Here is an 11,935-nt window from a genome sequence, read left to right on the forward strand (position 1 = left end):
ATTTTACCAAAAGACCGGTGCCAACTGCACAAGCGGGCGAACCGGTCCAAATCGCCCACTGCCCTTGCGGGCATCAATCCATGTACATGCCGCCGTTGACGTGCAGCGTAGTGCCGGTGACGTAGGCGGCACCCGGCGATGCCAGGAAGGCGACCGCAGCAGCGACGTCTTCCGGCTGGCCGAAGCGTCCGAGCGGCACATTGGCGACGAGCGCCTGACGTTGCCCCTCTTCGAGCACCTTGGTCATGTCGGTGTCGATGAAGCCCGGCGCAACGCAGTTCACCGTGATGTTGCGGCTGCCAAGCTCGCGCGCCAGGGAGCGGCTCATCCCCGCAACGCCGGCCTTGGCCGCACAGTAATTGGCTTGTCCCGGGTTGCCGGCATGCCCGACCACCGAGGTCACGTTGATGATGCGCCCCTGGCGAGCCTTCATCATGCCGCGCATCACCGCTTTGCTCAGCCGGAAAACAGCCTTGAGGTTGGTGTCGATGACCGCATCCCACTCCTCGTCCTTCATGCGCATCGCCAGATTGTCGCGGGTGATGCCGGCATTGTTGACCAGAATCGTCGGCGCGCCGTACTGCTTTTCGATCTGCGACAGCACAGCGTCGACCTGCGCGGCCTCGCGCACTTCGAGCACCAGCCCTTCCCCCTTGATCCCGGCTTCGACGAGATAAGCGCCGATCTGCGCAGCACCATCCTGCGAAGTGGCCGTTCCGAAGACGGTGGCGCCGTGTTTGCCCAGTTCAAGCGCGATGGCCTTGCCGATCCCGCGCGAAGCCCCTGTAACAAGGGCGATTTGTCCGTTCAGCATATGGATTACCCCAGAATCGGGAGTGTTGCATCGATCGCGGCAGCATCCGCCAGCGCAATCCCGGTAACGCCATCGGCACTGCGTTTGACAAGTCCGGCCAGGACCTTGCCCGGACCGCACTCGGCGACCTCGGTCATGCCCATGGCAGCCATTTTCTGGATCGTCTCGACCCAGCGCACCGGCGAATAAGCCTGACGGATCAGCGCATCTTTGATGCGCAGCGGATCGCTTTCGATCGCCACATCAACGTTGTTGATCACCGGAATCGACGGCACCTTGAACTCGAGTTCGGCCAGACGGGCCGCCAGCTTCTCGGCCGCCGGGCGGATCAGCGAGGAATGGAAAGGCGCCGACACGGGCAGCAGGACGGCACGCTTGGCGCCGCGGGCCTTGCAGCCTTCACAGGCGCGTTCAACCGCAGCCTTGCTGCCCGCGATCACCGTCTGTCCCGGCGCATTAAAGTTCACCGGCTCGACAACGGCCCCAGCGCCAGCTTCGGCCATCGCCTCAGCACAGGCTTCGCGAATCTTGTCGTCATCGAGGTTGAGAATCGCCGCCATGGCGCCGGTTCCCAGCGGCACCGCCTCTTGCATCGCCGAAGCGCGCAGGCGGACCAGCGGCACCGCATCCTTGAATTCGATCACGCCCGCAGCAACCAGAGCCGAGTACTCGCCCAGGCTGTGCCCGGCAACCACGGCGGGGACCTTCCCCCCCTTTTCCAGCCACAAACGATAGGCGGCAATGGCGGCCGTCAGCATCAACGGCTGCGTATTGACCGTCTGCGCCAAAGCCTCAGCAGGACCTTCCGCAACGAGTTGCCAGAGATCCTGACCCAGGCTGGCAGAGGCCTCGTCAAAAGTCGAACGAATCACCGATGCTTCGCCGTAAGCCGACATCATGCCGACTGATTGCGAACCCTGACCGGGGAAAACAAAAGCAAACGCCATGAAAGGCTCCTTCTTTCCTTAGATTCCTTAGAACTCGAGCAGAACAGCGCCCCAGGTAAAGCCACCGCCTACCCCTTCGAGCATGACTTTCTGACCGCGTTGAATACGACCGTCGCGGATCGCGGCGTCGAGCGCCAACGGAACAGATGCCGCAGAAGTATTTCCATGCTTATCAACGGTTACCACGACTTTGTTCATGTCGAGTCCAAGCTTTTTTCCGGTCGCTTCAATGATCCGGACGTTGGCCTGATGCGGAATCAGCCAGTCGACCTCATGCGAATCGATGCCGGCCTCAGCGCAGCACTCCTTGGCCACTTCCGACAAGACCCTGACCGCGAACTTGAACACCGCCTGGCCGTCCATGCGTAGGAACGGATCGCCAGTCACTTTGCCGCCACAGACATTGCCAGCGACCGCCAGGATACCGTGATGCGAACCGTCGGCATGCGCGGCCGACGCCAGGATGCCGGGCTGCTCGGAGGCTTCCAACACCACCGCGCCGGCACCGTCGCCGAACAGGACGCAGGTCGCGCGGTCGTTCCAGTCCAGAATGCGCGAGAAAACTTCAGCTCCGACGACCAATACTTTCTTATGGCTCCCAGAGCGGATGAATTTCTCCGCGACCGTCAAGGCATAGACGAATCCGCTGCAGACCGCTTGAACATCAAAAGCCATCGCGCCGGCATTCCTCAGTTTGGACTGCAACAGACAGGCCGTACTCGGAAAAATATAGTCGGGCGTCGAGGTGGCAACAATGATGAGGTCGAGATCTGCGGCCTCGACACGGGCATCCTGAAGCGCACGCCGACTTGCCTCCAGAGCCAGATCGCTCGATTTGACATCCTCATCCGCGATATGACGCGCACGAATCCCGGTGCGGGTAACGATCCACTCATCGCTCGTATCGACCCCTCGCCGGACGAGGTCATCATTGCTGACGGGTTGCCCCGGCAAATAACTGCCGACACCTACGATGCGTGCATACATTCAGGCGTTCTCCAATTCAGGATGTTGTTGCGCGATCTTGGCTGCGATCCGTGCCAGGACACCTGAGCGGGCCTCATCGGCGGCTCGTGCCAAGGCATTGCCGAACGAAAAGGCGTCGGCAGATCCATGGCTCTTGACGACGATGCCGCGCAAGCCCAGGAGCGTGGCACCGTTGTAACGGCGGTGATCAACGCGCTTTTTGAAATTATTGAGCACAGGCAAGGCCAGCAAGGCGATCAGTTTGGTCAGCAAGTTACGCTTGAATTCGAGCTTGAGGAAGCCCGCCAGCATCTGTGCCAAACCTTCAGAAGCCTTGAGGGCAACATTGCCGACAAAGCCGTCGCAAACGACCACTTCGGCCTCACCCTTATACACTCCGTCGCCTTCGACGTTGCCGATGAAATTCAAGCCGGACCCGCGCAGCAGCTCGGCGGCCTTCTTGACCACGTCATTGCCCTTGATGTCCTCTTCGCCGATGTTCAGCAGCCCCACGGTAGGCTCGGCGCCATCCTTGTGATCGAGCGATGCGACCAAGGAGGCTCCCATGATGGCGAACTGCAGCAGATGCTCGGGGCTGCAATCGACGTTAGCCCCAAGATCCAGTACATGCACATGCCCCCGGCTCGTCGGCAGGATGCCACAAATGGCAGGCCGATCGATCCCGGGAAGAGTCTTGAGGACGAAGCGCGAAATCGCCATCAACGCACCGGTGTTCCCCGCGGAAACGCAGGCATCGGCCTCGCCATGCTTGACGAGATCAATGGCCACACGCATTGAAGAATCCTTCTTGTTGCGTATAGCGAGCGCAGGCGCTTCGTCCATGGCCACCACTTGGCTCGCATGCCGAATGACGACCCTCGGATTATCCAGGCCGGCAAGATGCCGACGCACCACATCCTCCTGTCCGACCAGCACGACATTGACGTCCGCATAACTGCGGACGAAGTCAAGTGCTGCCGGAACAGTGACCTCAGGGCCGTGATCTCCGCCCATGCAGTCGATTGCGACAGTGACAGTCATCCGAAAAAAGGCAAAAATAAAGGCAGGCTGCTCCCCCAAAGGGAGCCTATCCTGCCTGTTCCGAAGAAATTACTCGCCCGAACCCTTGGTGACCTTCTTGCCACGGTAAAAGCCAGAGGGGCTCACGTGGTGACGCAGGTGAATTTCACCGGTCGTCGGCTCAACGGCCAGCGGCGGGTTGGTCAGGAAATCGTGAGCACGGTGCATACCACGCTTGGACGGGGACTTCTTGTTCTGTTGAACGGCCATAATTCACTCCATTTATCAAATTCACTGCGCCTTGCTACGCAAGCCCTTCAGCACCGCGAACGGTGAGTCTTCCGGGTTATCCTGCGCACTTGCGGGCAAGACACAACTTTCGTGACGCGGAGCCGAGGGCAAGTCGAGAATGATCTCGTCTTCGATCAACGCAACCACATCGACTTCGCTCTGCGCCGGAAGAAAGTCTCGCGAATCATCCTCGATCTCTTCCTGCGTCAACTCATCTTCGTTGCCGACGAACTCCAGAACGTTGCTGACCTGCAGGGGATACTCGATCCCTTCCAGGCAACGCTGGCAGCACAACGACAACACTCCGTCCAGCTGCAAATGCAATTGCGGCCTGTTCCGCTCCCCGAGCCCGCCTTCGATCCGATAGCGGATGACTCCGACGTTTTCAGTCAGCCCATCCTGTATCCGTTCGAAACCGGCTACGGGCAGCTCGCCTTCCAAAATCCGCGCTTCACGCGCGAACGACAGGCTGTCAATTACAATCCGTTGCGACATAAGGCGCGCATGATATTATTTTTGCCCCTTGAAGTCAAAGCCTGCGGCGCAACTGATTGGATTTTTTCTCTTTTTCAGGATTTGCCGCAAAAACACCGCCATTTTCGTCGATCCGCTCATGAATTGCCCGCAACTTGTTCTTGCATCAACCTCTCCCTACCGCCGTGAACTGCTCACGCGCCTCGGACTTCCCTTTCATACCGCCTCGCCGGCAACCGACGAAACCCCACTCCCGGGCGAAGCCCCCGCGGCAACTGCGCTGCGCCTTTCAGAAGCCAAGGCTCGCGCCGTCGCCAACGTTTTCCCTGGCGCGCTGATCATCGGCAGCGACCAAGTGGCCTGCTTGGGCGAAATGACCTTTGGCAAACCAGGGACACATGAGAATGCCGTTCGCCAACTCCAGGCCATGCGCGGGCGCACGATCATCTTCCATACCGGCCTGTGTCTCTACGACACTCGCAACGGGCGCGCCGAAGTTCGGGACGTCCAGACCCATGTCAGCTTCCGCGACTTGAGCGACGCCGAGATCGAACGTTACCTGCGCAAGGAGCAACCCTATAACTGTGCGGGCAGCGCCAAATCGGAAGGCCTCGGCATCGCCCTCCTTTCCAGCATGCAGGGCGACGACCCGAACGCCCTCATCGGGCTGCCGCTGATCGCACTCTGCGAAATGCTCAGAAGCGCCGGCGTCGATGTCATCTAAAGCCGCCCCGATGACCTCCACCCCAGACCACGCCAAGAAAGGTGCCTTGTACCTGATCCCTGTCCCGCTCGGCGACAGCCCGCTGGACTACATCCTCCCCAGCGAGGTGCGCAGCATCGCACAGCGCCTTGACCACTTCGTCGCCGAAAACGCCAAGTCGGCTCGCGCTTTCCTCAAACAACTTCCCTGCGCAAAGCCCATCCAGCAGATCGAGATTTCCGAGCTCAACGAACACACGCGCAGCAACCAACTCCCGGCGCTGCTCGCACCGCTCCTGGCCGGCCATGACCTTGGGCTGATCTCGGAAGCCGGATGCCCGGCGGTTGCCGACCCTGGCGCACAGCTCGTCAATTTGGCACACGCCAGCGAGATTCGGGTCGTGCCCTGTGTCGGGCCGTCGTCCATCCTTCTCGCCCTGATGGGCTCCGGGCTGAGCGGCCAGAACTTCGCCTTTCACGGCTACTTGCCGGCCAAGGACGAGCAGCGACACAAGCAGCTGCGCGAACTCGAATCAGGTTCGCGACGCGAACAGCGCACCCAGATTTTCATCGAGACGCCGTATCGCAACCGACAACTGTTCGACGCCCTGCTGCGCCAATGCGCGCCGAGCACCCGGCTGTGCCTTGCCAGCGACCTCACCCTGGCAAGCGAAAGCATCGTCACACGCAGCATCGCCGCCTGGCGCAAGACCACGCCGCCCGACATCGACCGCCGCCCGACTGTATTCCTTCTCCAGGCCTGACCTCTACACGTACTGCGCCCAGTCAGCGCAATACGGGGTAGCCCTCGGCGCCAAAGGTCGCGCGACCAATGGTACGTGCCACCTCGGCGCCGAAACGACGCACGAAACGCTCCGCGATGTTTTCACGAACCGAATAATCAAGCACGGTCTCAGCCTTGATTACATCACGAGCGATCGAATCGACGGTACCGTAATCGTCCGCCAAGCCCAAGGCAATGCTCTGGCTACCGGTCCACATCAAGCCGGAAAACATGTCCGGCGTTTCTTTCAGTCGATTACCGCGCCCCTGACGCACGACCTCGATGAATTGGCGGTGCACTTCACCGAGTAAGAGTTGAGCATGCTCCTTTTGTTTCTGATCCTGCGGCGAGAACGGGTCGAGAAAGCCCTTGTTCTGCCCCGCAGTGAGCAAGCGTCGCTCGACCCCCAGCCGATCCATCGCGCCGGTAAAGCCAAAGCCATCCATCAACACACCGATCGATCCGAGGATGCTGGCCTTGTTCACATAAATCTTATCGGCCGCAGCCGCCACGTAGTAGCCGCCCGAGGCACAGATGTCTTCAACCACTACGTACAACGGAATCTCCGGGTGCTTGGCGCGCAGACGCCGAATCTCGTCATAAACGATGCCCGATTGGACCGGACTGCCCCCTGGGCTGTTGATGCGCAGGACAACCCCAGCCGTCCCTTTATCCTCAAATGCTGACTGCAAGGCGCCGGCAACCTTGTCGGCACTCGATTCTCCTGTTGCATCGATCGTCCCGCGCAAATTCACGAGGGCCGTATGCTTGCTGTCCGCGAGCTTTTCCGCGCTCTCCCAGTCGACGACCAGAACCAACACCGCCGTGAGATAGGCAAACGCCGCCAGCTTGAAAAAAATCCCCCAGCGTCGCTTGACCTTCAACTCCTGCAACGAAGCCAGTGCGATTTTTTCCAGAAGCTCCCGCTCCCATTGCTGCTCTTTTTTGGAAGGTGTATCCACGTTCGTCTCACATTCGGAAAGCTACGACAGCAAAGGCCGCCGTATGCACCCGACAAAGTATACTCTTTGCTCCGGCTGTCTTCCGCCGGCAGCACGCCACCCCTCGCGAGGCCCCCTTTTGCTTAGGCATGCTCACGCAACCAGAGGCGCACTGAAGGGACGTCATCCAGACATGCCAAGGGCTCCAGGGCGCTCAGATCGACCACCGAATGCGCCCCGTAAGTGACAGCCAAAGCCGCCACACCGGCGTTACGCGCCATCTGCACGTCGTGCGTCGTATCCCCAATCATGAGCGTGCGCTCGGGCGGAACATCCAACTCGGCCATCAACTCTTCCAGCATCTGCGGATGAGGCTTGGAGAAGCACTCGTCCGCACAGCGACTGGCGACAAACAACGCCCCCAAACCTGAATGATCGAACGCCCGGTTGAGGCCTTGACGCCCTTTTCCGGTTGCCACGGCGAGCAAATGTCCGGCGGTCCGCAGATCGCCCAGCATGCCTTCGATGCCATCAAACAGAGCCAGCGACCGATCCCCGGACAGGTAGTGATGCCGGTAACGCGCCACGAGATGCGGCACGTTTTCCTCCGTCAGATCCGGGGCCGCAATCCGCAGAGCATCCGTCAGCCCAAGGCCGATCACCTGACGCGCACTTGCCGCCGCAGGTTCAGGCAAGCCCAGGTCGCGACATGCAGACTGCATGGCCGAGACGATGGCTGCGGTCGAGTCGAGTATCGTCCCGTCCCAGTCAAAAACGATCAAATCAAAACGATTACTGGCCATAATCCTGTGATTCTCGCTGCGCAAGAAGGTCGACAAAGCTCTTGAGTGACTCCGGCACAGGCGCCTCAAGCTCGAGTCCCTCGTCTTTCAAAGGGTGGGTGAAGCGCATTTTCCAAGCATGCAGGAACATTCGCTTCAAGCCAGACCGCGCCAACAGGCGATTAGTTTCGAAATCACCATACTTTTCGTCGCCCGCGATCGGATAGCCGAGATCGGCCAGGTGCACGCGAATCTGGTGCGTCCGCCCCGTTTTCAGTTCGGCCTCGAGTAAGCTGAAATTTTGCCAACGCGCAAGCAGGCGGAAAACCGTATGCGACGGCTTCCCCTCGGGTGACACGCGCACCCGCCGCTCCCCGGAATCCAGGAGGTACTTCAGAAGGGGTTGCCGGGCATGCCGAAGCGGATCCATCCAACGCCCCTTGACCAGCACCAGATAACGTTTGTCGGCGCCCCTGCCCCCGCCCAGCCCGCCTTCGCGAAACATGTCGTGCAAGGCCGTCAGGGCAGAGCGTTTCTTTCCGACCAGGAGGATTCCCGAGGTTTCACGATCCAGGCGATGTGCCAACTCGAGGAAACGCGCCTGCGGGCGTTGGCGCCTCAAGGCCTCAATCACTCCGAAGCTGACGCCACTGCCTCCGTGCACGGCGATTCCCGCAGGCTTATCAATGACCAGCAGAGCTTCGTCTTCGTACAGAATGGGCAGATCGGCCTTAAGCTCCGCACCGGCCAGAACCTCATCCCGGCTCTGGGCAACCCGGACCGGCGGTAACCGGAGAATATCGCCAGCCTGCAAGCGATAGGAAACCTCGACACGCTTCCCATTCACGCGGACTTCTCCGCTGCGCACAATGCGATAAAGATGGCTTTTCGGAACGCCTTTGCAAATCTTCAATAAATAATTGTCGAGTCGCTGATCGTGCCCATTTTCATCGATGCAGGCCTGGGTAACAGAATTTTTGCTTACTTCGGCCATTTTGCAATATACTGAATTTGTTTTGCGTCTCGTTTTGAAAGAGGCGATGACCCGTGAGACCGTCGAGCGGCGCCAATTCGTTGATGGCACCGCACTTTCCGGCAGGCATCATTCGCCTCTCTTGCAACGACCTGTGCAAGATCAAACGGCGCAGACCCCTGGTTAAGTACGCTCACCAAAAGTAGCGATACTACTTGATTTACGCGCGCCTAGCACGTACGGATCGCCCGAAGCAGATTCCAGTATTCCTGATTACGCAGGAATCGAAGTCGTAACCACAGCGAAGCAAACCTATTAGTTGCCCCACTGGAAAGCCCAAGAAGCGTCCCATGCCCATCAACTAATCCGTCGCTGCCTGCAAAGGCGCTCCCCCCGTGATCGCGCGCGGGAGCCCATCATGAAACGCATGCTCTTCAATGCGACACAGGCCGAAGAACTCCGTGTCGCCATTGTCGATGGTCAAAAACTTATTGACCTCGACATTGAATCGGCCGCCAAGGAACAAAAGAAAAGCAACATCTACAAGGCGGTAATCACGCGCATCGAGCCCAGTCTCGAAGCTGCGTTCGTCGACTATGGATCGGAACGCCACGGCTTCCTGCCGTTCAAGGAAATCTCTCGCGCCTATTTCCAGCCCGGTGTCGAAGCCGGCAAGGCGACCATCCGCGAAGCATTGCGTGAGGGCCAGGAAATCATCGTCCAGGTCGACAAGGACGAGCGCGGCAACAAGGGCGCAGCGCTGACGACTTTCATCAGTCTCGCCGGCCGCTACCTTGTTTTGATGCCCAACAACCCTCGTGGCGGCGGCGTTTCGCGCCGCGTCGAGGGCGACGAGCGCGCCGAACTGCGCGAAGTCATGGATCAACTGCAGGTTCCGCAGGGCATGAGCCTGATCGCGCGCACCGCTGCGATCGGCCGTTCCGCCGAAGAACTGCAGTGGGACCTCAACTACCTGATGCAACTCTGGAAAGCCATCGAAGGCGCGGCCACCCAGCAGAAAGGCGCCTTCCTGATCTATCAGGAAGGCAGCCTCGTCATCCGCGCGATCCGTGATTACTTCCAGCCCGACATCGGCGAAATCCTGATCGACACCGACGACGTCTTCGAGCAGGCACGCCAGTTCATGGCCCATGTCATGCCGGCGACGGTCAATCGCATCAAGCGCTACCGCGACGACGTGCCGCTGTTCTCGCGCTTCCAGATCGAACACCAGATCGAATCGGCCTATTCGCGCCAGGTCAACCTGCCCTCGGGCGGTGCCATCGTCATCGACCACACCGAAGCGCTGGTCTCGGTCGACGTCAACTCCGGGCGCGCCACGCGTGGCGCCGACATCGAGGAAACGGCCTTCAAGACCAACCTCGAAGCCGCCGAAGAAGTCGCCCGCCAGCTCCGCCTGCGCGACCTTGGTGGCCTGATCATCATCGACTTCATTGACATGGAGAACCAGCGCAACCAGCGTGAAGTCGAGAACCGCCTGCGTGACGCGCTGCGCCATGACCGTGCACGTGTCCAAACCGGCAAGATCAGCCGTTTCGGGCTGATGGAACTCTCCCGCCAGCGCCTGCGTCCGGCGCTCGCCGAAACGAGCTACATCCCCTGCCCGCGTTGCTCCGGCACCGGCCACATCCGCAGCGCCGAATCGGCCGCCCTGCACATCCTGCGCATCCTCGAAGAAGAGGCGATGAAGGAGAACACGGGCGCCGTTCATGTCCAGGTTCCCGTCGATGTCGCGACCTTCCTGCTCAACGAGAAGCGCCCGGACATCCAGGCCATCGAGATGCGCCACAAGGTCAACATCCTGCTGATCCCGAACATCCACCTCGAGACGCCTCAGCACACGATCCAGCGCCTGCGTCACGACGAGTTGAATCAGGACGATCAGTCGCTGCCCTCGTACAAAATGGTCGAAACCCCGCCCGAGGAAGCCCCCAAGGCCGCCGGCACGACGGGCGAGCCGCGCGCACCACGTCAGGAAGCCGCAATCAAGGGCATCACCCCCGCGCAACCCGCGCCGATCGTCGAAGAAAAGCCGAAAACCGACGAAGCCCCCGGCCTGTTCGCGCGCATCATGGGCTGGTTCCGCGGCACACCGGAAGTCAAGCCGGAACAAAGCGAGAAGAAGCAACGCCAGGGCGGCGCACGCCAGGAACAACACCGCGACAGCCGTCGCGGCCCGCGCGGCACCCGGCGCAACGAGGAACGCGAAACGCGCGGAAACCGTGAGCCGCGCCCCACACGCGAGGAAAAACCGCGCGAGCCACGCGAGGCCAAGGAAGCCCGTGAGCAAGCGCCGCGGGAAGCCCGCGAACCGCGCGAACAGCAAGCCCGCGAGCCGCGTGAGAACCGCCGCCAACCACGCGAGCCGCGTGAACCGCGCAAGGATGTGCAAGCTGTCACCCCGCAGACTGACGAAAAGCTGCTCGCCCAAACAACGGCAACTGAACTCCCAACCGACACCGCCACTCAGGATGAAGGCACCGGCGGTGGTCGCCGCCGCGGCCGTCGCGGTGGCCGTCGGGATCGCAACCAGCGCGCCGAGAATCCCGTCGTAGAGGGTGCAGAAACCACCGTCGACGTGAGCGCACCGCTCGCCGTAGCCGGGACGGTTGCAGCGGTCACCGCCGTTGCTGCTGCCGAACAAGCGCCTGTCGTCACAGCCGAAGCAATGTCGGTTGCCCATGCGGAAACGCCAGCGCCTGCCGCAGACGTCGCCGAGCCGAAACCGGTCGAGCATGTCGGCGTCGCTAGCGAAGTGGCTCAGACGCCTGCCGCCGAGCCGCCCCTCACGCCTGCCGTCGTTCCTCCTGCGCCTGAAGCCGTTGAAAGCATCGCTGTTGTCACGACCGAAGCCATTCAGCCGACCGCAGTCGAAGCACCGGCATTCGCCTCCGAGCCCGTCGAGGTAAAGACCTCACCGGAGCCCGAACTCGCTGAGCCGATGCCCGCCGCCCTCCCGATCGCCCCCACTGCTGTTCAGCAGGCGCCGGTCGTTGATGTCGCACCGGCCAGCATCGAGCAGTCGCTGGCATCGAGCGGACTGGTCATGGTCGAAACCAGTGCCAGCAAGGCTCAGGCCTGGGCTCCCGAGCAGGTCGAGCCGGAAACTCAGCGTCCTCGCCGTCGGCGCCCTGCACCGGTCCAGGTCGAGCAAGAACCGCTGGTCATGGTCGAAACGCAGAAGTAAGACCGGAGTTTACTCCTCAAAAAAGCGCCCCTT

The 11,935-nt window shown here is 60.9% G+C and carries 12 protein-coding genes; 3 read left to right on the plus strand and 9 right to left on the minus strand.

Features of this window, described 5'->3' with window-relative positions; translation table 11 throughout:
* Positions 1 to 73 precede the first annotated feature (73 nt).
* From fabG to QMB55_RS02465, 6 genes are all read right to left on the minus strand, one after another.
* Positions 74 to 814, minus strand: a complete 741-nt coding sequence (gene fabG, locus QMB55_RS02440; protein ID WP_497587073.1) for a 3-oxoacyl-ACP reductase FabG — start codon at positions 812 to 814, stop codon at positions 74 to 76.
* A gap of 5 nt (positions 815 to 819) precedes the next feature.
* Positions 820 to 1,761 (minus strand): ACP S-malonyltransferase, encoded by a 942-nt coding sequence (fabD, locus tag QMB55_RS02445; protein WP_497587074.1) that lies wholly within the window; start codon positions 1,759 to 1,761, stop codon positions 820 to 822.
* A gap of 27 nt (positions 1,762 to 1,788) precedes the next feature.
* A complete protein-coding gene (locus QMB55_RS02450) occupies positions 1,789 to 2,748 on the minus strand; it encodes a beta-ketoacyl-ACP synthase III (RefSeq protein WP_497587075.1) in 960 nt (319 codons plus the stop codon).
* Positions 2,749 to 3,768, minus strand: coding sequence for a phosphate acyltransferase PlsX (gene plsX / locus QMB55_RS02455; protein WP_497587136.1), 1,020 nt, complete (start codon positions 3,766 to 3,768; stop codon positions 2,749 to 2,751).
* Positions 3,769 to 3,837: 69 nt separating this feature from the next.
* Entirely contained in the window at positions 3,838 to 4,017 is a 180-nt protein-coding gene (rpmF, locus tag QMB55_RS02460) for a 50S ribosomal protein L32 (protein ID WP_497587076.1), read from the minus strand.
* Positions 4,018 to 4,038: 21 nt separating this feature from the next.
* A complete protein-coding gene (locus QMB55_RS02465; protein WP_497587077.1) occupies positions 4,039 to 4,533 on the minus strand; it encodes a YceD family protein in 495 nt (164 codons plus the stop codon).
* A 118-nt stretch (positions 4,534 to 4,651) separates the two neighbouring features.
* On the opposite strand from QMB55_RS02465, the gene QMB55_RS02470 reads away from it, so the two are divergent.
* The gene (locus tag QMB55_RS02470) at positions 4,652 to 5,236 is read left to right on the plus strand and encodes a Maf family nucleotide pyrophosphatase (RefSeq protein ID WP_497587078.1); all 585 of its coding nucleotides are present in this window, start codon (positions 4,652 to 4,654) and stop codon (positions 5,234 to 5,236) included.
* A 10-nt stretch (positions 5,237 to 5,246) separates the two neighbouring features.
* Positions 5,247 to 5,978, plus strand: a complete 732-nt coding sequence (locus QMB55_RS02475) for an SAM-dependent methyltransferase (protein ID WP_497587079.1) — start codon at positions 5,247 to 5,249, stop codon at positions 5,976 to 5,978.
* A gap of 22 nt (positions 5,979 to 6,000) precedes the next feature.
* On the opposite strand, the gene QMB55_RS02480 is transcribed toward QMB55_RS02475, so the two are convergent.
* The 3 genes from QMB55_RS02480 to QMB55_RS02490 form a co-directional block, all read right to left on the minus strand.
* A complete protein-coding gene (locus QMB55_RS02480) occupies positions 6,001 to 6,960 on the minus strand; it encodes a S49 family peptidase (protein WP_497587080.1) in 960 nt (319 codons plus the stop codon).
* Between the two features lie 122 nt (positions 6,961 to 7,082).
* Positions 7,083 to 7,742, minus strand: coding sequence for an HAD-IA family hydrolase (locus QMB55_RS02485; RefSeq protein WP_497587081.1), 660 nt, complete (start codon positions 7,740 to 7,742; stop codon positions 7,083 to 7,085).
* A complete protein-coding gene (locus QMB55_RS02490; RefSeq protein WP_497587082.1) occupies positions 7,732 to 8,715 on the minus strand; it encodes an RluA family pseudouridine synthase in 984 nt (327 codons plus the stop codon). Before QMB55_RS02490 ends, QMB55_RS02485 begins: the two co-directional genes overlap by 11 nt.
* A 397-nt stretch (positions 8,716 to 9,112) precedes the next feature.
* Here QMB55_RS02490 and QMB55_RS02495 point away from each other — a divergent pair, with 397 nt between their 5' ends.
* Positions 9,113 to 11,902, plus strand: a complete 2,790-nt coding sequence (locus QMB55_RS02495) for an Rne/Rng family ribonuclease (protein WP_497587083.1) — start codon at positions 9,113 to 9,115, stop codon at positions 11,900 to 11,902.
* Positions 11,903 to 11,935: the final 33 nt, after the last annotated feature.

The organism is Propionivibrio sp. (assembly GCF_041441355.1).
GTDB lineage: Bacteria > Pseudomonadota > Gammaproteobacteria > Burkholderiales > Rhodocyclaceae > Propionivibrio.